This window comes from Halomonas sp. GFAJ-1 (assembly GCF_000236625.2).
Classification (GTDB): Bacteria; Pseudomonadota; Gammaproteobacteria; order Pseudomonadales; family Halomonadaceae; genus Vreelandella.
The window spans coordinates 24,016-44,116 of record NZ_AHBC01000001.1; the positions used below are offsets into that span (position 1 = coordinate 24,016).

A 20,101-nucleotide genomic window follows, 5' to 3' on the forward strand; every position below is an offset into this window, starting at 1 on the left:
GCACATTGCCGTCCGTTTCGACGTGACCACTTCGCTTTTAGCAGGATCGTGCCACATGTACCGTTATGATATTCATGACCAAACCTTGGTTGACGAGCGCGTTGCTCAGTTTCGTGACCAAATGGAACGCTACCAGGCTGGGCGTTTGGGAGAAGAAGAGTTTCGCCCACTGAGGCTGCAAAACGGCCTATATATCCAAAAGCATGCGCCCATGCTGCGCATCGCCATTCCTTACGGCATGCTGGCAGGCAACCAACTGCGTGCGCTGGCGGACATCACCCGACGCTATGACCGGGGCTATGGCCACTTCACGACTCGGCAAAACCTACAACTAAACTGGCCAGCGCTGGAAGACGTGCCTGATATTTTGGGTGAACTCGCCAACGTACAAATGCATGCCATTCAGACCAGCGGTAATTGTATTCGTAATACGACGAGCGATCAGTTTGCTGGCATCGCGGGCGATGAGGTTGAAGACCCACGCCCTTGGTGTGAGTTAATCCGCCAGTGGTCGACGCTGCACCCTGAATTCGCCTACCTGCCCCGCAAATTTAAAATAGCGGTAAGCGGCGCTGCGCAAGACCGTGCCGCTATTCAGGTTCACGATATTGGCCTGCGCCTATGGCATAACGCCGATGGCGAGCTGCGCATTAAAGTGTTGGCAGGCGGTGGCCTTGGCCGCACCCCAATGATTGCCGACGTGGTGCGCGAGGATCTCCCCTGGCAGCACCTGTTAACGTACCTTGAAGCCTGTGTGCGTGTTTACAACCAGTTTGGTCGCCGCGATAACAAGTTCAAGGCACGCATTAAGATTCTGGTTAAAGCGCTAGGCATTGAAGAGTTCCGCCGCCGCGTTGATGAAGAGTGGGCCCACCTTAAAGATGGCCCTCAGACGCTAAATCAGGCAGCGGTTGATGCCGCCAAACGTCATTTCCCTGAACCAGAGCGCCGCCCGGTCGCCGAGAGCGCTGTCGCAGACTTTGAAAAGCTGCGTAGTGAGAATCGCAGCCTCGCCCGCTTTGTGACCAATAACGTCACTGACCACAAAGTACCTGGCTATAAAGCGGTAACGCTTTCCCTGAAGCGTCGTGAACATGCCCCCGGTGATGTGACTGCCGACCAAATGGACGCCGTGGCCGACTTGGCAGATCGTTATAGCTTTGGCGAAGTGCGAGTAACCCATGAGCAGAATTTGGTACTCTCAGATGTACCTGTAGATGAGTTGGAAGCGCTTTGGAAAGAGCTTGATGCTCTGGGCATGGCTAATCCAACGGTGGGTACGCTTAACGACATTATCTGCTGCCCTGGCGGCGACTACTGTGGTTTGGCGAACGCGGTCTCCATTCCAATTGCGCAAGCGCTACAAGAACGCTTCGAGGATTTGGATTTCCTTTACGACCTAGGCCCGCTGGATCTTAATATTTCTGGCTGCATGAACGCCTGCGGCCACCACCATGTCGGGCATATCGGCATTTTGGGGGTCGATAAAAAAGGCGAAGAGTATTACCAAATCTCGATTGGTGGTAACTCAACTGACGATGCGTCACTGGGCAAAATTCTCGGCCCTTCTTTCTTCCGTGAAGACGTGCCCAGCGTGGTCGAGAAGGTCTTGGACGTTTATGTCGCTGAGCGTTATGAAGACGAGCGATTCTTGGACACGTACCGCCGCATTGGCTTGAAACCGTTTAAGGAGCGCGTTTATGCCCAGTAACAGTAATACTCAGAATGACGCAACAGCGTTTGCGCCGGTGCATGTTGACCACCTGATTGCTGATGGTGAACTCGCCCCTGAGAACGCCTGGTGTGTCTCTTACGACGATGAAGCCCTCCCTGAGCAGCGTCCGGCGTTTGTACCCTTAGCGCTATGGCAGGCAAATCAAGATGATATAGAGCTAGCGCCGTTGCTTGCCAGCAACACTGAGTTAACCGCTGAACTTGTTCAGCAATTCAGCACCACTGATACTGTTGCGGTTGATTTCCCAGCATTTACTGATGGCCGCGGCTATACCATCGCACGTTTGCTGCGTGAGCGTTATGGCTATACCGGTGAGATTCGCGCGGTAGGCGATGTACTAGTCGATCAGTTGGACTACATGCGCCGCTGCGGCTTTACCGCCATGGCTTTACGTGACGACCAGCACCCTGATGATGCTATTCGTGCGCTCAATGCGTTCAGCGTGCGCTACCAAACCGATGTAGAAGAGCGTCAGGCACTGTTTGAGCGCCGCTTAACCGCTGGCGAATAAGAAACCGCTATTCAAAAAAACCGACAAAGGCATTTTGCCTTTGTCGGCTTCCCATCACCCCCGCCGTTTTTGCTGGCGCTCACGGTTATTGGCCTTGGCACGGTCACTTTTGCGTAGCATGACCCAGGTGGCGCCAAGCCCACCTTCCGAAGGCTGGGCAGAGACATAGGCCTGAACTTCCTCAAACTGGCATAACCATTTAGCTAGGTAAGAGCGCAGTACGTTGGCGGGGCTATCTAATTCGCGGCCTCTTCCGTGCACAATCAGCACAGAGCGAAGATCGTGTGCATAGGCGTCTTGAACAAAAGGAAAAAGCATCCTCCGGCACTCAGCCAGAGGGCGTCTCAATAGATGTAGTTGCGCCTGAACGCTGTAGCCTCCGTGCTTTAGTTTATCGACCACGCCTTGCTGTATCCCCTCCCGGCGATACTCAATGGGGTCAAATGGCGGCAGAAGATCGACAAAGTCGTCCGATAAAAAATTGCGCTCATCCAGTTGCTCTTCAGCACTTTCACGCCGAGCTAGCTGAGCCTCAGAGGGACGCTGTCGCTGGAAGCCCGTATCTGCTCTATTCCGCTTGGGAAGAGGCTTCACATCACCAATAAACTCACGGAAGTCCGTTTCATCACGAAGCGGCTGGTTCATAGCAGGCTCCTCCGGTAGGGTCGAATGCCTAAAGCATCTTCTGTTTATCCTAGCAAATCCGTAGGAATTGCTTAAGACTTGTGTTCATTTAGTTGGCGAGCCAAGCTTTATTTTTAGCGCACCTAATTAGGAAATAGCATGCCTTTAGTTAAACAGTTGTTGATAGTAAGTTTGGTATTGGTAATAAGCATTGCCGGCTGGTTATGGTTAACCATGCTTAGCCCTTGGTTTTATGATCGCCCTGACCATGTGGCTGATATTGAACAACGCTCACATCAGGTGTTTGTCTACGGCACGCTACGCTACGTGCCTGTTCGTTGGGTGGTAATGCGCGCATCGGGAAACCCACGGCAAGCGGTTCTTGAGGGCTTCGAGCGCAATAATTTGGATTTAGCCCCTAATAAAAATGAACGGGTTGAAGGCTTGCTACTTGAGGTTACACCAGCGCAGCTGGCCCGTTTAGATCGCTATGAGCGTTTGGGCATACGCTATGAGCGCATAAAACAAACCTTAGCCGATGGATCAACTGCCTGGGTGTATGTCCGGCTGCCAACCCTTAGCCAATTATTTTCGAACTCTCCTGACTATCAGGTAGCTCTGGTACCATAGAGGGAAACGCAGCGCCTTCTATGACTCGCTGCCCTTCTCACACTTAGGAAATGTTATGAGTGATTCCACGCCATTTGTGCTGATTCTTTACTATTCACGCTCTGGAGCCACAGCAGATATGGCGCGCCAGATAGCTGCAGGTGTTGAGAGCATATCAGGCATAGAGGCACGACTACGCACGGTGCCGCCTGTTTCCACCACTTGTGAAGCCGTGGACCCAGAGATTCCTGAAGAAGGTGCGGTATATGCGGAGCTGGATGATCTGCGCCACTGCAGCGGATTGGCGTTAGGCAGCCCCACGCGCTTTGGCAATATGGCAGCGCCCCTTAAATACTTTTTGGATAACACCAGCAGTCTCTGGATGAACGGCGCACTAATCGACAAACCCGCCAGTGCCTTCACATCATCATCCAGTTTGCATGGTGGCCAAGAGAGTACGCTTCTGACCATGCTGGTACCTTTACTCCACCATGGCATGGTCTACGCAGGTGTTCCCTACAGTGAGACTGCATTGATTAATACCCAGACAGGCGGCACACCCTACGGTGCAAGCCATGTGGCAGGCGTGCGCAGCGATAGACCAGTGGATGAGCACGAACGAACGCTGTGCGTTGCTCAAGGAAAACGGCTTGCGCGACTGGCATTAGCACTTAATCAAATGCGCGGAGGAAGTGCCTCATGAGGCAGTGGCTAGAGGAGCTTGAAACACGCCATGGGCTCGCTAAATTGACTCATCAGTCGCGACAACTTGTGCTTATCAGCTTTGTTGTCCTATTACTGCTGGTGATTTACCGAGGTTTTTTTATCCAAGAAGATACGTTTAATTGGCGCCCGGTGGTGGCTTTCGTGCTGCCACTGGTGCTGTTTTTACCCTCAATTATTGGACAACGCGCGCGTGGGCATGCATGGCTTGCGTTTGTGAGCCTGCTCTATTTTACACAGGGGGTAATGCTGGCCACCCTGCCAGGACAAGGGCTTCGTGGTGTGTTAGAAGCACTCGTTTCACTCGCCCTTTTTACCGGCTGCATGGCTTATGCACGCTTTCGCAGCCGTCAGCAGCGCCTAGAGAAGTAGGCTGTTATGGTCTTGGCCTTGGCGCTTGCGCTGCTACCAAGGCCATCGCCCCCCCTTCCACATGCCTTGCCCCCGTGTCTACTACCCCTTTTCTTTCAAGACCCTACTAATAGAACCACAGCCAACCAGTGACACCTACCGCAATCAGGAGCGCTGCCCCCGCTTGTACCCGACGAACGCGAATTCTTGCCGACACTAAGTCAACGGGTGGCTGCTGGAAGCGTTTAGCTCCTGTCACCATCGCCGATACCAAGCCCTCTCCAAGCAGTTTATGGGCAACCAATGCCGCCACATGCAAACCAATTAATATGAGTAAAAAGTCGCTGTTGAGAGCATGCAAACTCGCAATCTCTCGACTAATATCACGGCCTACAAAGCTATAAAGCGGCCCCTGAAAAAAAATATCGTCGCTTAAAAAAAGACCGCTCACTGACTGAAAAGCTAATGATAACAGCAACAAAATCACCATCCAGCCACCCAGCGGGTTATGACTGGCATAAGGGGAAGCGCGGCGGATCAGAAGGGCTTTCGCATAAACAGCCGTCTTACTAGGAGGGTATAAAAAAGTACTAAAACGCGCATAAAAACTGCCCACAAAGCCCCAAATAACACGAAAGACCAGCAAGCCTATAATGATGTAACCTGCTTGCGCATGTACTTCGATGGGGAATAAAAAAGGAGCCCCATCTGTTTTGGTGGTGTAGTACGAAAAAGCGACTGCCACTAGCAGTCCCCAATGAAATAAGCGTACTAGCCCATCCCATACCAATACGCGCTGTGTATTACGGAGCATTTAGAGTCCTCTATTGTCATGCTGAGAGAGTTTCTCATTAATCCGCAGCGGCTCCTAGAACAAAACATCTGATGCACCGCTTTCTGATCAATACTTGAGCTTTAACGGCAGACCAGCGAACATGGAAAGCAAAGTTCAACTTTACCGCAAGGGAGCACCATTCAATGACGCGTAACATAGCCGATATTAGGCGTGATTATGAAGGCGGCCGCCTAGATGAGGCGCAAGCCCCCGACAACCCATTCGTACTATTCGACGAATGGTTCAGCCTCGCCCTAGAAAACGAGGGGAAAGACGGCAACGCCATGACCCTTTCAACGGTGGATAGCCAAGGGCGTCCCCATGCACGAGTAGTGTTACTGAAAGGTTTTGATGAACGCGGCATGGTATTCTTTACCAACTATCATAGCCATAAAGGCAGCGAATTAAGCAATGTGCCTTTCGCAGCCTTGACGTTTTGGTGGCCATCGCTATCACGCCAGGTACGTATTGAAGGGCCGGTCGAACAAGTGGCAGCAGACGAGTCCGATGAGTACTTCTCAAGCCGACCACGGGGCAGCCAATTAGGTGCTTGGATTGCCACCCAAAGTGTGGTGATACCTGATCGCAACTGGATCGTAGAGCGCCAAAAACGCTTTGAACAAGCGTACGATGGACAAGACATTCCTCGACCCATTCATTGGGGCGGGTATCGAGTCACACCTGAAATGATTGAATTCTGGCAGGGACAACCCAGCCGCCTTCATGACCGACTGCGTTTCGAGCGGCGTGACGGTGGCGCTTGGAGTCGTTTCCGCCTCGCCCCTTAGCAACTAACACAGATAGCTCTTAACCAGGCCTACATGTTTACTGTAGGCCTGAGGCTATTAGTCAGGCTGGCTCTCCAATCGGTGCAACTGCCACTCACTTTCAGGTTCGTTTAAGCGCAACACGGCATCAACCACCTGCTCTTCCATATTGTATCGACACTTGAAGCCCAAGTGCTTCATCAAAGCCCGCATCGGATGGTTATCAACCATTATCTTCCCAATCATCTCAAGGGTGCCAATGCTGGTGCAGTAGTCGATCATTTTCTTCATCAGAAGGCTACCAATCCCCAGCCCCTGCAAGTCATCGCGAATAATCACCGAGAATTCTGTACGAATATTATCCGGATCATTCCACACTCGCACGACACCTAACATCTCTTTGCTACCGTCATCATGCTGATGCTCGGCAATAAAGGCCATTTGTCGATCGTAGTTAATATGCGAAAGGATCGATAAATCTCGCTGGGTCAGGTTAGATTTATGATGAAAATAGCGAAAGCGAATGCTCTCTTCTGACAGCTGCCGATGGAACGTTGTGATCAATGGCGCATCTTCCGCTCGAATTGGCCTAACCTCTACCTGCCAACCATTTTTCAGCGTTACCCACTCACGAAGTTCTTCTGGGTAAGGCATGATGGCAAAACGAGCGGGCGGTCCAAGATCCATGGCAAAATCTACGGCCAGCATACCATCACGGTTTAACAGCAAGGGGTTAAGCTCTAGGCCGCGTAAATCACCTAAATCAGACGCCATTTGTGACAGTTTCACCAGCAGCTGGCATAAGTGCTGAATGTCCCGTTCAGGATCCGCCGAGTGCTCACGAATCAATGAGGCAGCATGTGTTCTACCCACCACATCGGCAGCCAAGCTCATATTAAGGGGAGGCAAGGCTATTTGACGGTCTGCCAAAACATTGACTTTGTAACCGCCTATACCGAAGACGATAAGCGGCCCAAAAACGGGATCACGGGTAATACCCGCGCAGATCTGCATCGAGTGTTTACCCCGCTGCATCGGCTGCAAACAGTATTCACGGATAGCGTACTCAGGAAATTTTTCGCGCACCTTGTCGCCTAGCTGACGCACGCCCTCCGCTACTTGCTCAGGGGTTTCTAAATCCTGCATTAAGCCGGCAGATATTTTGTGAGGGTGCTTGCGGTAGCGATAAGGTCGACAGTTACCCTCGTGGATGACTTTTAGTGCTTTGGCCCCCGGAAAGTTGTCTGATAATGCCAAAGCATCATCTGGGCTGGATAGGTAAACGCTAGGGGCCGCAGGTATGCCATATGCTTCCAGCACCTGGGCTGTTTCAGAATGAGTAAGCGTTTGTCTACCCTGCTCTTTGGCTTGAGTAATGAGGGCGCGACACTCCGCACGAATGGCCGGGCTGGTAGAGAACGGTAAGCTAGGAGGTATTTCTTGAAGAAGCGCCTGCACTCGCTGGTAATCCACCATATGCATAAACGCCTTAACCGCTTTTTCTGGCGATGTGTAGGTGGGGATACCTGCCACGTTACATTCGTGGCGAGCATTTAAAGCCTCTTTTAGCCCCATCCAACTAGTTAAAAGATTACGTTTAAAAGACTTGCGGTTATCAATCAATGCGTTAGCAGTAACAACCGAAGGCGCTAAACGAGTAGGTGCATGTACCACTAACACGGCATCGACATTAGCATCGTTGGTAACGATGCTCAGCGCTTCAACAAAGCGCTCAGGTGTCGCGTTACCGCCTAAATCCACAGGATTTTCGCCAGGCTTACTCATATCTACGTGGCTTTTATGCAGTGCCGCCTGCGTTTCCTCAGTGAATTCAGCCAGCTTTCCACCCGCGCTAATCAGCTTATCAATAGCGAGCATGGCGGGGCCTAACCCATTAGATACGACTGCCAACCGATCACCGCGCAGCGGTTTCATTCGTGATAGGGTCTCAAGAGCATCTAACAGTTCATCTGAGTCGTTTACCCTCACCACGCCTGCACGGGCAAAAGCGGCGTCAAACACCACGTCACGATTGGCAATGCCTGGGGTCGGCGCCATGCCTGAAATATCTGATTGGGGAGTACGACCACTTTTAATGGCCAGCACAAGCCGGTTACGTGAGGCATCGCGCACTGAGGTCATAAAATGCTGGGCATCAGTGACACGCTCAAGGTGTAAGAGAATTGCCTGAGCAGGCGAAAACTGATTAACGTAATCGATCAAGTCCGGCAACAGAACATCGACACTGTCTCCGACCGTGATTAAATGAGAAAACCCTACGTCTCGCCCCGCTGCCCAGTCAATCATGGCATTGGCTAGCATACCCGACTGCCCCAAGTAAGCTACTCTACCGGCTTTTACAGGCTGGCTTGCATAAGATGCGTTGAGCTTTTTGCCAGGCACAATGAGCCCCATACATTCAGGCCCCAGCACCCGTATTCCAGACTCTCTAGCTGCTTGCAGCATCCGCTGACGAATAGAGCCTTTATTGCCTTTCTCACGATCTAAGTAGGCACCACCAGAAAGCACAAGTGCTGCTTTAACGCCGAAATGGCCGAGTTTTTTGATTAAATTCGCAACGCCTTCTATTGGCGAGCAAATAACGGCTAAGTCAGGAACTTCAGGTAACTCACTGACGTTACGTACACAATCGGCGCCAAAGACAGAGTTGTAACCTTTCAGGTTGACTGCCCAAATTTTTCCTTTAAAGCCACTTTCTTGAAGGTTATTGAGCACCAAACCGCCCAGTGAAGCTGGTTTCTCAGAGGCACCAAACACCGCTATCGTTCGAGGTTCAAAAAAATGATGTAAGAAGCGTGTGCTCACAGACATGTCTCCCTGGGGTGGATAAGCACTGTGTACGACTTATTGAGACTGTCGCGCAAGCACCCGTGGCGATTATGGTAGTTATAATATTAACGGAGCGCTTGCATGATTACTGCCTACCTTACCCATCCTGACTGTTCATTGCACCATATGGGTCCTGAACATCCTGAAAGCCCATTGCGGCTGGAAGCCATACGGGCACGTTTATCTCTTGCTGGCCTACTTCAGCAAACCATGCAGGCTGATGCACTGGGTGCTAGCGAAGAAGCACTCGCAAGAGTGCACCCCTTAAGGCATTTACGGGCGTTAGAAAAGTGCGTGCCATCTGAGGGTATTATCACCCTGGACAGTGACACCATGATGAACCCTGACAGTTTACACGCGGCGCGTGTGGCTGCTGGCGCGGTGGTGCGCGGCGTGGATCAAGTCTTTAAACGCCAAGCTGATAATGTGTTTTGTGCTGTCCGCCCTCCTGGGCACCATGCAGAAGCATCTGATGCGATGGGCTTCTGTTTTTATAATAACGTAGCAGTAGGTGCTGCTCATGCGCGCGCTAAATATGGTGCTAAACGCATTGCCATTCTTGATTTTGATGTTCACCAATGCAATGGCACCATTGATATTTTTAAGAACGATCCGGAAGTATTGATTTGCACCAGCTTTCAGTATCCGTTTTACCCGTGGCGCTACCTGCGCAGCGAATGGCAGAATGTGATCAATACCCCCCTCGAAGTAGGCACCGATAGTGTCGAATTTAGGCGTGTGGTTGAACGGCGCTGGCTACCTGCGCTGCATGCTTTCAAACCAGACTTGGTGATGCTGTCGGCAGGGTTTGATGCCCATAGAGACGATCCTATGGGTGATGTTTGCCTTGAGGACGAAGATTTTTACTGGGTAACTCACTTAGCCATGGAAATTGCCGCTCTTTATGCGGAAAACCGTGTAGTGTCTGTATTAGAAGGTGGGTACAACCTTAAAACGCTTGCGAGTGGCGTTGAAGCACATTTAAAAGCACTGCTGGGTTTACCTTTCAGCACTGCGCCCTAACACTGCATTACCCGATTCATAAGAGCAGCGCCTGTCAGCGTAGTGCAAATAGTATGTGGTACTATGCGGTTTTATTGACGTCTTCTCAACGTGACTTTTATGACCGCGACTTCTGAAGAGCATGCAGCGCTGCGCATTGCATCTGGGCGAAAACCCTTTGTTGAACCCTTGCGTCTTGGAGAGCGGCTCAAGCAAATTCGCCTTGCTAATCAATGGACACTAGAAGATGTAAGCCAGCGCACGGGGCTGGCTCGCTCAACGCTCTCGAAAATCGAGAACGATCAGGTCTCGCCCACTTTTAGCGTGGTTCAAAAGCTCATTACAGGCTTGAACATTGACCTACCCCAATTGTTTACACCACCAAAGCGTGAGCGTTACACCATGGGGCGCAGAGACCTCACACGTAAAGGTAAAGGCCAACTGCACCCTACTCCTACATACGAACATGAACTGCTAGGACACCAGCTGGCTCAAAAGCGCATGATCCCGTTTAAAACCATCGTTCGTGCGCGCAATTTTGAAGAGTATCAGCAATGGGTACGTCACGACGGGGAAGAGTTTCTGATGGTTTTACACGGCGATATTATCCTCTACTCCGAATTTTACGCGCCCTTGGTATTAGCCGAAGGTGACAGCATCTATTTTGATAGCGATATGGGGCATGCGCTGGTGTCTACTAGCACCGATGATGCGATAGTGCTATCGGTATGCACCCACGGGGATATTGTTTAACAATATTTAGAACTTCTTGGGCTGCACCACACCCATTTTTCTCTTATAAGCAGTTAGTTGGCTTAGGTAAGCCAGCCAAGCGCGCAATGCGTTTAGCTGGACTCCCGGGAAACAACATCATCAGATAAACCGAGCGCCCTTTTTCATCGCCTAGCGCCTGCTGTACTGCTTTTACGAGTGGACGCATAGCCGGTGCCATTTCATACCGCGCATAGAAATCACGCACAACACTGATAATCTCCCAATGCTCGACGCTTAACTCAACATCCTCAGCATCGGCTAATAAACGCGCTACCTGCTCATCCCACTGCTCATGATCAACAAGAAATCCCTCTGGGTCGATTTTGACTTTTTTTTCCGCATCAAGATAACGGTATAAAGGTTGATCTGCCATATTAGTACCACGTGACAATTTGTTCATTCTGCTCAGTCAGTACAATAAACTCATCCATTTCAACCATGGGCAACCCGTTTGTGACTGCTACCTGATGAAGCCCACGGGCAGATAAGTCTTCTGCTAACAAAAAAATAGATGAGACTCCTGAATGCCACCCGTCCCAATTAGGGTACAAAGCTGCCTGCACGGCTTCTTCAATCAATAGCAGCACGTCATCTCCACTAGCAGCCTGCAACATTTGCTGGGCCGCATCGCTGTGAGGTGCTTTATTTAGGATATGTAACATTTTCGCCGTCTTCTTAAAAATTTAAAATATGAGAATACCGATTGAATAAACTGGGCAGCTCTTCTGACGGCAACAACGTCACCTTCTCAACCAACATGCTAGCGTTAATATTCAAGGTTTTAAGGGATTCAACAGGTATAAACAGTTGATTAATATCGTACATCTCCAGCATATCAATCGTCGGTAGCGTGGCTTTTTGCCCAGGCGCCCCTACCGTTTGATCTTTTAAGAGCGCAAAAACCCCTTGCCCCATAAAAAGCAAACTCACCTGCTGGCCAAAGGCAGCAGCTACTAATGCTGTATCCAGGCCTTCACGAAGTGAATTAGAGCTATGCGGGGCATGACGAATAACGATTAGCCGCTCATTTGGTGCCGTCATGCGCTTCCCCTATGCAAAGGTAATAAATCGATCACATCGCTGCTGCAATGCCAGCAACTGCCCTAACCCCGTTAGTTCAAATGGCGCTTCCAGATTATGGTTTAGCAGGCCATGGCGTTGCGCTTCTGCCGTACTCATCACTCCACGTCGAAGAGCTGCCGCAATACACACATCTAACGCTACGTTATGATCACGATGTAGTGCTATCCATGCTTCACGCATATTGAGCTCGTCCTGGGGAGGTGACATTAGCTGCGAGGTATTGTGCACGCCGTCCTGGTAGAAAAAAACACCCGCAATACGATGGCCTTTACTAAGGACTGCGCGGGCAAAGCGCAGCGCTGAATGCGGCGCTGCGCTGGTATAAGGCGCCCCCATGACTAACAAACCGTACTCCATCGCGACCTCATCTGGTTGTCACACAAAAAAGACCCTACTAGGTAGGGCCTATAAAAAGATTATTACTGGCAGTTCGAGGCTGCCGGGACGGTCAGTCGTTGCTCATAATGCCAAGAATAGCGAGCAGGCTGACGAACAGATTGTAGATAGATACATACAGCGTGACGGTTGCGAGAATATAGTTAGTCTCACCGGCACGGTGCACGATCTCACTGGTTTGGTAAAGAATCGCCGCTGAAGCAAACAATACGAAACCAGCGGAAACCATTAGCGAGAGGGCGGGAATATTGAAAATTAAGCCTGCCACCATTGCCAAGATGAGGACGATAGCGCCCGCCATCAGGAAGTTGCCTAAGAAGCTAAAGTCTTTCTTAGTGGTGAGTGCTACCGCAGAAAGGCCAATGAACGTCAGACCGGTCATTGCCAGCGCGTTCATAATCAAAGCACCGCCATTAGGCAGGGTTAAGTAAGCTGAGATAATTGGCCCAAGGGTAAACCCCATAAAGCCTGTGAACGCGAAGGTTGACAATAAACCAGCGGCCGAATTAGCCGTTTTGTGCACCAAAAACATCAGACCGTAGGCACCGATGAAGAACACAAAAATGTTCATTCGCTCAATACCCATCGCAACTGAAGCGCCAGCCATCACTGCCGAAAATAGCAACGTCATGGCAAGCAAGGCGTAAGTACTACGTAGCACCTTGTTTGATTGAGCACCGCTAACCGCACTACCCGTTTGCGATCTTGCCGCGTGAGAATCGTTAAAAGCCATCGTTCTTGCTCCCTAATGATAATACTAACAACGGACAAGGATGCCGTTACCAAGTTCCAGACGCAAGTATTTGTCTTCCACGCTACCTTGCTTAATACGCCCACTCCTTAATAGACATTGACGATACTTACCTTTCATCGGTCAATTAGACACGATAAATGCGCCAAGAAATCCCTACTTTCGTTTGCCTTCTTGGCTTTTCTATTCCGACCTAACCTGCCTAGAACTTACCTCTACTGAGAAAGGTATTGCCTATGAAGTAGATGGGGAAGCTTTCGAGGGCTGCTTTGTTTTAGCAGGTGACGAGGCCAAAGGCAGCGTTTTAATCTGGAATAGCCTAGATAATTACAAGCGCCAGCAAGGCTGGTATGCCGGTAGTCGAGAGAAACGATCAGCATACCGACGGACGTTCATGGGAAACATTTATCCAGTGGTTGAGGTACTGACCGATTCTTGAATTTTTTAACAGTGCCCGAGGGACACTAGCACGCAACGCGTCTAAATCTCTCGACCAACGTTACTATTCATTCACATTAACTTTGCTCAGTTTCTTCCTCGACATCATCTTCCCTGAGGGGTGTAGCTGCAGGTGTCACTGCTTGTCGAGCATCTTGAGCATTGTACAAACGAGCATCAAGCATGTTCAAAACCGCCAACTGCGCAAATAATACTGCAAAGCAGAGCACAAGACCTTTCAACATGGCGATTTTCCTTAGTGGGCTAACAAAATCTACGCATAGGCGGATAATAGCCCAACCCCCACAGAAATCAACGACCAAATGAAAAGCGTTTTTTCTTAGCTCTTAGCCCCTAACTTAGTCAGCTTCTCTCTTTACTCCACCTGACACTACCCCAGTAAAAACAGAAGTCGGTGGATATTATTTTTTCACCGTAACTTTTTGTAAATCCTCAACATTTATCTCATCAGGCAAGTCTGCTTCATTGGCGGGTATCCACACTGGGGACACGTCGCTATCTTCTCGGCCATCATCAAAGATATGCCCTGATATACGATAAACAACTCGCTCCTCGCGGTCATCCCATGCATAAATACGATCCATTTCACCCTCCCCAACCTTTAATGACCATGTTCATCATTAATGACCTTAAAATAATCAAGGTCAATAAATACCATTAAGAGTGTTGCGCCCTGCTCCCTACTTTGATTAAAACGCTCTTGTAACTGCTCCTCTAGCCACCCTCGATTTGCCAAATTGGTAAGGGCATCTGTAAGGCTGCGTACTCCTAGATCGTTCTGGCGCTTGCGTAATGTCGCCAACTCTTCTTACTGTTGGCCTGACCGACCGTTCAGGAGCAATGTTTGCCCAAATAGACGTTGTTGGGCTTCTGCTAATAACGCTTCGTTATCAGAGTGATGTTACGGCCTCCGTGATGGCCGCATCTTCTGCTCCCTGGGGCAAGTCGCGGAAAAACACGATCAAGTTTTAATGTATTCACCGGAAAGCGTTACCCCAACACATGTCTTTTGACGTCGAGAAACTTCGAACTCATGCTGAAAACGATGGCGAAACAGCGAACGATTAGGCAACGTGGCGAGCGAATCATAATACTGTAATCGCTCGATCTCCTCTTCCGACGCTTTTTGCTCAGAAAGATCATGAAACATTGCAATAAAATTGCGGGTCTTTCCCTCTTCATCCACCAGGCGGTCAATACTCATTAATTTAGGAAATACAGCACCATCCTCACTGCGATCCCATATCTCGCCTTCCCAGTGTAATTCTTTATTTAAAGCGGCCCACATCTTACGGTCGAACTCGGGGCCATGCCGACCTGACTTGGAAATCGATGGTTTTTTACCGATGACATTCTTGAGCTTGTATCCCGTTATTTTCTCATAGGCTGGATTGGCATAGAGAATGCGATTATCAGCATCAGTGATAGCGACTGAATTACAGAATAATTGCGATAGATAAGGTTTTTTTGCAAACAAGTGGAGTTCGACTTGCATAATGCGAGCCAGTTAACTATGGAGTGGGAAAGAGCATCGAGTGAGTGGGAGGCTAGTTCTGGAACACATCGCACGCTTCTTTAAAGACTAAGCGTCCGTATTGCGATGGGAAGCTGCAGATCTTTTGAAGCATGCAGTTTATCGCCATCGCTAATACCTGCACCGTAGAGTTCAATCAGGTGTCGAGCGGCAGGGCTCGGGAACAGCGCCATGCCTAACGCACAACCAAGACGCCCCCGAAATTCCGGGGGCGTTGGTGTGGCTAGGCTCTCAATTTACCAAGAGTGTCAGTCGCTCTCATTGAGGATCGCTTCCGGGAAGTGGCGACGCAACATCCGGTTCTGAAAGTCGTCCACGAAGCGGCTGTTGATAATGATAATGAACCGCTCGAAAGGTGCCTCACTGTCGAGCTGTTCGATCCCGTCGACACTGTGGAATAACCGGTCATCGCGCAGATGAAGGATATCACCCGGATTTAGGGTGATATCCACCAAGGGCTGCATGCCAGCCTTGTCTGCGTAGAGATGGTTTTCGGCACCCGCCACGTTTTCACGGCTGAGGACCAGAATGCTGAGGGCCTTGCAGCCATCAGCATGAATTCCCTGCCCCTGAAGGGGGTCGACGCTGCCTTCCCCGCGAACCCCAGTGATCTGCATGAGAATGGGTTCGTGCGCACCGATACTCCAAAGCTTTGCCCACGCACGGACGAAAGCCTTTACATCGGGGCGTGCTAAAAACTCCTCCGTCAGCGGATCATAGTACCGCAGGCGATCCGCCATGCTCTCAGCATCGTTAAAGGCACCTCCCTGGGCCATGGGACACTGGCCCATGTCCTCTACACCTCCCTGATCATTCAAGGCGAGCCATGACATCCGCTTCCAGCGAAGGTTGACATAAGGGTCGCGCGACAGGTCAGCGACAAACCCCTGCCAAGCGGCCAGATCGATTCGCTCACGAATATCAGTTTGTGCCCAATCCTGATGCCTCAGCGCTTCAGCCACTCCCGGATTCCAATAATCGGCGAGTGAATCGGCAGGCATGGAGGTGAGGTCTAAAACATGCTTGAGATTATCGAGTTTCATGTAGGTATTCTCCTGCTTACTGGGCGGAATTGCCCGGCGTGGCCGTGGTCAACACCCCGACCAACAGGAAGAAAATGAGAATATCTGCTGGGATATGTCAAAATAATGTATTAAAAAAGAATGATTATATTGAAACAAGAATCAGACCGTTGAGGGCGTATATGAGTAGAATATCTCCTACCAATAGGTGTAGGGTAATCATTACAAAGTGCCTAATGCTGGCATGGTGAGGATTCTTGCTAGTGTTTTATTAGCGTTTTTCTTTAGGTGGTTTCCATGAATATCCGCGACTCCCGACATCACAAAGATTCGGAACGCCTGAAGAGGAACCGCAGGAAATTTTCCGATACGCTCGTGACAAATGGGCCTAATACATCCTCAACGGCCGGCACCGATGCGCACGACGCCGACAAACAAGAAGCCGAGATAGTACGCCGTCAGTATTTGGAAAGTGAGCAACGATTCCGCGCCCTGCTGGAGAGCCTGCCGAAAGTAGCGGTTCAGGGGTATGACCGCGATCGGCGAGTGATTTACTGGAATGAGGGTAGCACCCGTCTCTATGGCTATACCGCTGAGGAAGCCCAGGGGCAGTTACTGGAAGATCTGATTATTCCTGCCTTCATGCGTGATGAAGTGATCCAGGCACATAGCGCCTGGATCGAAGAAGGCGTCGCCATCCCCGCCAGCGAGCTTGAGCTCAAACACAAAACCGGTGAACTGGTATCGGTTTTTTCACAGCATCTGATGCTCAATGAACATACCGATTCCCCCCTGTTATTCTGCGTGGATGTCGATCTTTCTAGCCAAAAGCGCGCCCATCGCGATCTAGAATTCGCCACCCGTTTCGACAGGCTCACCCATCTCCCGAACCGCCAATCCTTTGAGACCGACCTGGGCAGCCTTTTGGATGCTTGTCGACGCCAGGGCCATGGTCTCCTCACCCTCTACCTAGACATCGATCACTTCGTCGAAATTAATGATGCCCTTGGCTATGATCAGGGCGATCGCCTGCTCATTGAGCTGACGCGGCGACTGAAAGAGTGTCAGCGCGTCACTGATCTGGTGTCCCGTGTCTCTAGCGATGAATTCGTGCTGGCTTTTCCCGGCGTCCACTTGGCCCCCGATGCCAGACGGATCGTTCGCCACATCCAAAATGTCTTTCGCGAGCCTTTCGTCTTGGATGAACGGGAGCGCCAGGTCACGGCCTGCCTGGGTGTGGCGCTATTTCCCGAGAATGGCGAATCGTCACGTGAATTGATCCGCAATGCCGATGTGGCCAAGAATCGTGCCAAACTGGAGGGCCGGGGTGCGGTACGTTTCTTCCAACAGAAACTCCATGATGAGCTGGTTCGCCAGCACTATCTCTTGGCGCGACTTGAGGAAGCTCTGGATAACGGTGAATTTTCCCTCCATTACCAGCCCCAGGTTTCGGCAGCCAGTGGGCGAATAGAGAATCTTGAAGCCTTGCTACGCTGGCAGCCTGCCGATGGCCCGACCATTTCGCCTGGCGAATTTATCCCGCTGGCCGAGCGTTCCGGTTTGATTCATCGCCTGGGCGACTGGGTCATCGAAGAGGCTTGCCGCCAGCAGGTGGAATGGCGTGCCAAGGGATTTCATGAGCACCGCATCGACATCAATGTCTCGGGGCGTCAACTGGTGCGTCCCGATGCCCTCAAGCGATTCGAGGGTTCGCTGCAACGACACGGTTTAGCCGCACGGGATATCGGCATCGAATTGACCGAGAATGTCCTGATTGAAGCCGACGAGACCGTCATTGAGGACTTACGGCGCCTCTATCATCGCGGTTTTCACATTGCTCTTGATGACTTCGGAACCGGCTACTCCTCCCTGAGCTACCTCAAGCACTTTCCCGTCACCGCCCTGAAAATCGACCGCTCCTTCATCCAAGACGCCCCTACACAGCCGAAGGATCGGGCCATCATGGAGGGTGCCATCCTCATCGGTCACCGGTTGGGATTGGAGGTGGTGGCCGAGGGTGTCGAGAACGCTGAACAGTTGTCACTGCTTCGCGACATGCATTGCGACCTCATCCAAGGGTTCTTCTTCTTCCGTCCGATGCCTGCCAAGGAGATCGACCGCCTGCTGAGCGGTTTTATGCCTAGTCACGAAGGGCTGTCGAGCTGAGCCTCGTCGTGAAGTTGTTTGAGATCAAGGGCATCAACAAAAGCCTCAATGGCTCGAACTGGATTATCTTCAGAGACAAAATCATCCAGGAGCTCCGGAAATAAGGTAGCTTGGGATCGGGATTCACCTGCGACAAACCGTTTCATCGTTACCTCCCACGATCTGTCATGGGTAGAGTATAGCGACAGCTACGTTTTCACACAGCCTCGGCCAAAAGCGGTCTTTTAGCACCTGCGTATATAAAAGTCAGCGACTTTCATCAGCCGACATTTTAGAACGAAATTTTCGGGGAAAACTGCTCATTTTGCATCACCCTAAAAAACACTTTAGGAAAGTGAGACATGAGCGCATTGCTGGTAGCTCACAGGAAACCCTGGAAAAAAGCGCGCTCAAGCAGTGGATTCAGTTAGCGCAACTCAACTGCGCAGAGACGGCTTTTATTCCCCTCTCGTCAACACCGGCTAATCCATCTTTCCACCCGGCAATATGCTCGCATTGTAAACATTAGATCCTCGATCGGCTTAGATCCCTCAGCATATGGCACCCATACGTTGAGGAAAACCAAAGTGTAGCGCTGGCCCTGCTGTGGAACATTTCGATCTTTGCTGGCGTCGTCTCGATCGCCTTGCTGATGGCCATCAGCGTCTCGTTGCTGAGTGGCAAAGGCTATGCCATGGACACCTTGCTCGGCGTGATGGCTCACTCCGTTTGGTCGCCGTCACCTTTGTTGCGGGAGTGCGAATCGACCTGCATGCCTATCTGTTTGGCGACATTCTCGCCGTGGGTAAAACCGACCTTGTGATTATCTGGTTCGGCGCCATTTTGGTCATTGGCCTGATGCTATGGCGCTAGCAGGCGCATTTCCGAACCGCTACCGGTCGCGGAAACTTTCACCTTTGAAGGTGAAGATGGCCAGAGTCTTTCCCAAGTCGCCCGCCTGGATACCATGGTCACCGTGGTCGATGGTGCTAATTTTCTGGAACAGTACCGCGAAGCCCAAAGCCTGGCAGAGGCTGGTGAAAGCTTGGGTGAGAACGACGAGCGCAACGTCGCTGACCTGTTGGTCGACCAGATCGAATTCTGTGATGTGCTGCTGGTCAGCAAGACCGACCTGATCAACGAAAACGAGTTGGCGGCGCTGAACGCCATTCTGCATTCGCTTAATCCCGAGGCCGAGATCGTGCCTATTGCCCGGGGCCAGGTGCCACTGGAAAAAGTGCTGGATACGGGAAGTTTCAGCTTTGAACGGGCGCAGCTGGCACCCGGCTGGCTCAAAGAAATGCACGGTGAACACGTACCGCCGGAAACAGAAGAATATAGCATTGCACGCTTTGCCTACCATGCCCGCCGCCCTTTCGACCCGCAGAAGTTTCACGACCTGCTTCATGCCGACTGGTTTGGCGAAGGGTTATTGCGCTCCAAGGGCTTTTTTTTTGGCTGGCCACCCGCCCGCAGTTTGCCGGGCAATGGAGCCAGGCTGGCGGTATTGCCCACTATGCCCCGGCAGGCATGTTCTGGAAGGCCATCCCCGAAGCCAATTGGCCGGATGACCGCGAATACTGTGGTTACATCATGGAAAAATGGCAGAAGCCCTTCGGCGATATGCGTCAGGAACTGGTCTTTATCGGCCAGAACATGGATAAAACACGCATGATAGAAGCGCTGGACAACTGCCTGCTCAGCGAGGAACAAGTGCTCGACGGCATGGAAGCCTGGCGCCAACTCCCCAACCCCTTCCCCGCATGGGAATAAGTATTTGGTAGCCACTGACATTGTCGGCATCTTGTACTAGCAAACACAATATCTGCTTAAATACAGCATTTTAGAGTCTGTTGACGTTTCATTGCGAACCGCGTTGATACGTCAACAGGCCCAAGACAAGCACTTTTGATGATGCTGTTTCACAACG

The 20,101-nt window shown here is 51.0% G+C and carries 24 protein-coding genes and 1 pseudogene; 11 read left to right on the top strand and 14 right to left on the bottom strand.

Annotated elements, in window-relative coordinates; all coding sequences use genetic code 11:
• Positions 1–55: 55 nt before the first annotated feature.
• Entirely contained in the window at positions 56–1,711 is a 1,656-nt protein-coding gene (locus MOY_RS00110) for a nitrite/sulfite reductase (protein WP_009095142.1), read from the top strand.
• Positions 1,701–2,246, top strand: coding sequence for a DUF934 domain-containing protein (locus MOY_RS00115; protein ID WP_009095144.1), 546 nt, complete (start codon positions 1,701–1,703; stop codon positions 2,244–2,246). The genes MOY_RS00110 and MOY_RS00115 overlap by 11 nt, the downstream gene beginning before the upstream one ends.
• A gap of 54 nt (positions 2,247–2,300) precedes the next feature.
• Here the strand turns inward: MOY_RS00115 and smrA are convergent, their stop codons facing one another.
• A complete protein-coding gene (smrA, locus tag MOY_RS00120; protein WP_009095146.1) occupies positions 2,301–2,891 on the bottom strand; it encodes a DNA endonuclease SmrA in 591 nt (196 codons plus the stop codon).
• Between the two features lie 138 nt (positions 2,892–3,029).
• Here smrA and MOY_RS00125 point away from each other — a divergent pair, with 138 nt between their 5' ends.
• The 3 genes from MOY_RS00125 to MOY_RS00135 are packed head-to-tail and all read left to right on the top strand — an operon-like array spanning position 3,030 to position 4,574.
• Complete coding sequence (locus tag MOY_RS00125) at positions 3,030–3,500, top strand: gamma-glutamylcyclotransferase family protein (RefSeq protein ID WP_009095148.1); 471 nt, start codon at positions 3,030–3,032, stop codon at positions 3,498–3,500.
• A gap of 55 nt (positions 3,501–3,555) precedes the next feature.
• Positions 3,556–4,182 (top strand): NAD(P)H:quinone oxidoreductase, encoded by a 627-nt coding sequence (wrbA, locus tag MOY_RS00130; RefSeq protein ID WP_009095149.1) that lies wholly within the window; start codon positions 3,556–3,558, stop codon positions 4,180–4,182.
• On the top strand, positions 4,179–4,574 hold the full coding sequence (locus MOY_RS00135; RefSeq protein ID WP_009095151.1) for a DUF2069 domain-containing protein: 396 nt from the start codon (positions 4,179–4,181) through the stop codon (positions 4,572–4,574). The genes wrbA and MOY_RS00135 overlap by 4 nt, the downstream gene beginning before the upstream one ends.
• 106 nt (positions 4,575–4,680) lie before the next feature.
• Here MOY_RS00135 and MOY_RS00140 read toward each other — a convergent pair whose 3' ends face one another.
• Complete coding sequence (locus MOY_RS00140; protein WP_009095153.1) at positions 4,681–5,367, bottom strand: cytochrome b/b6 domain-containing protein; 687 nt, start codon at positions 5,365–5,367, stop codon at positions 4,681–4,683.
• Between the two features lie 164 nt (positions 5,368–5,531).
• Between MOY_RS00140 and pdxH the strand changes: the two genes are divergently transcribed.
• Entirely contained in the window at positions 5,532–6,176 is a 645-nt protein-coding gene (pdxH, locus tag MOY_RS00145) for a pyridoxamine 5'-phosphate oxidase (protein ID WP_009095154.1), read from the top strand.
• Positions 6,177–6,233: 57 nt separating this feature from the next.
• Here the strand turns inward: pdxH and MOY_RS00150 are convergent, their stop codons facing one another.
• Positions 6,234–8,981, bottom strand: a complete 2,748-nt coding sequence (locus MOY_RS00150; protein WP_009095155.1) for a bifunctional acetate--CoA ligase family protein/GNAT family N-acetyltransferase — start codon at positions 8,979–8,981, stop codon at positions 6,234–6,236.
• Between the two features lie 105 nt (positions 8,982–9,086).
• Between MOY_RS00150 and MOY_RS00155 the strand changes: the two genes are divergently transcribed.
• Entirely contained in the window at positions 9,087–10,028 is a 942-nt protein-coding gene (locus MOY_RS00155; protein ID WP_009095156.1) for a histone deacetylase family protein, read from the top strand.
• A gap of 99 nt (positions 10,029–10,127) precedes the next feature.
• The gene (locus MOY_RS00160) at positions 10,128–10,760 is read left to right on the top strand and encodes a helix-turn-helix domain-containing protein (protein ID WP_009095157.1); all 633 of its coding nucleotides are present in this window, start codon (positions 10,128–10,130) and stop codon (positions 10,758–10,760) included.
• Between the two features lie 43 nt (positions 10,761–10,803).
• Here the strand turns inward: MOY_RS00160 and MOY_RS00165 are convergent, their stop codons facing one another.
• The 10 genes from MOY_RS00165 to MOY_RS00200 all read right to left on the bottom strand — a co-directional run bounded on the left by MOY_RS00165 (position 10,804) and on the right by MOY_RS00200 (position 16,047).
• A complete protein-coding gene (locus MOY_RS00165; RefSeq protein ID WP_009095158.1) occupies positions 10,804–11,154 on the bottom strand; it encodes a TusE/DsrC/DsvC family sulfur relay protein in 351 nt (116 codons plus the stop codon).
• 1 nt (position 11,155) lies between these two features.
• On the bottom strand, positions 11,156–11,443 hold the full coding sequence (gene tusB / locus MOY_RS00170; protein ID WP_009095159.1) for a sulfurtransferase complex subunit TusB: 288 nt from the start codon (positions 11,441–11,443) through the stop codon (positions 11,156–11,158).
• Between the two features lie 13 nt (positions 11,444–11,456).
• Entirely contained in the window at positions 11,457–11,822 is a 366-nt protein-coding gene (tusC, locus tag MOY_RS00175; protein WP_009095161.1) for a sulfurtransferase complex subunit TusC, read from the bottom strand.
• Between the two features lie 9 nt (positions 11,823–11,831).
• Entirely contained in the window at positions 11,832–12,221 is a 390-nt protein-coding gene (gene tusD, locus MOY_RS00180; RefSeq protein WP_009095163.1) for a sulfurtransferase complex subunit TusD, read from the bottom strand.
• A gap of 91 nt (positions 12,222–12,312) precedes the next feature.
• On the bottom strand, positions 12,313–12,993 hold the full coding sequence (locus MOY_RS00185; protein WP_009095165.1) for a Bax inhibitor-1/YccA family protein: 681 nt from the start codon (positions 12,991–12,993) through the stop codon (positions 12,313–12,315).
• 533 nt (positions 12,994–13,526) lie between these two features.
• A complete protein-coding gene (locus MOY_RS17325; protein ID WP_168183929.1) occupies positions 13,527–13,694 on the bottom strand; it encodes a hypothetical protein in 168 nt (55 codons plus the stop codon).
• A 177-nt stretch (positions 13,695–13,871) separates the two neighbouring features.
• Positions 13,872–14,054, bottom strand: a complete 183-nt coding sequence (locus MOY_RS00190; RefSeq protein ID WP_009095169.1) for a hypothetical protein — start codon at positions 14,052–14,054, stop codon at positions 13,872–13,874.
• A gap of 17 nt (positions 14,055–14,071) precedes the next feature.
• Entirely contained in the window at positions 14,072–14,272 is a 201-nt protein-coding gene (locus tag MOY_RS16775; RefSeq protein WP_009095170.1) for a GGDEF domain-containing protein, read from the bottom strand.
• 159 nt (positions 14,273–14,431) lie between these two features.
• On the bottom strand, positions 14,432–14,965 hold the full coding sequence (locus tag MOY_RS00195; RefSeq protein ID WP_009095172.1) for a PAS domain-containing protein: 534 nt from the start codon (positions 14,963–14,965) through the stop codon (positions 14,432–14,434).
• Positions 14,966–15,252: 287 nt separating this feature from the next.
• Entirely contained in the window at positions 15,253–16,047 is a 795-nt protein-coding gene (locus tag MOY_RS00200) for a 2OG-Fe dioxygenase family protein (RefSeq protein ID WP_009095173.1), read from the bottom strand.
• Positions 16,048–16,323: 276 nt separating this feature from the next.
• On the opposite strand from MOY_RS00200, the gene MOY_RS00205 reads away from it, so the two are divergent.
• Positions 16,324–18,192, top strand: coding sequence for a putative bifunctional diguanylate cyclase/phosphodiesterase (locus MOY_RS00205; protein WP_235803658.1), 1,869 nt, complete (start codon positions 16,324–16,326; stop codon positions 18,190–18,192).
• Here MOY_RS00205 and MOY_RS17225 read toward each other — a convergent pair.
• A complete protein-coding gene (locus MOY_RS17225) occupies positions 18,171–18,338 on the bottom strand; it encodes a hypothetical protein (RefSeq protein WP_009095177.1) in 168 nt (55 codons plus the stop codon). The two genes, MOY_RS00205 and MOY_RS17225, sit on opposite strands and share 22 nt — an antisense overlap.
• Before the next feature lie 589 nt (positions 18,339–18,927).
• On the opposite strand from MOY_RS17225, the gene MOY_RS17740 reads away from it, so the two are divergent.
• A complete protein-coding gene (locus MOY_RS17740) occupies positions 18,928–19,044 on the top strand; it encodes a metal ABC transporter permease (RefSeq protein ID WP_443134856.1) in 117 nt (38 codons plus the stop codon).
• Positions 19,043–19,944, top strand: a pseudogene (locus MOY_RS00215) (GTP-binding protein); the annotation flags it as partial. The gene MOY_RS17740 and the pseudogene MOY_RS00215, both read left to right, overlap by 2 nt.
• Positions 19,945–20,101 lie beyond the last annotated feature (157 nt).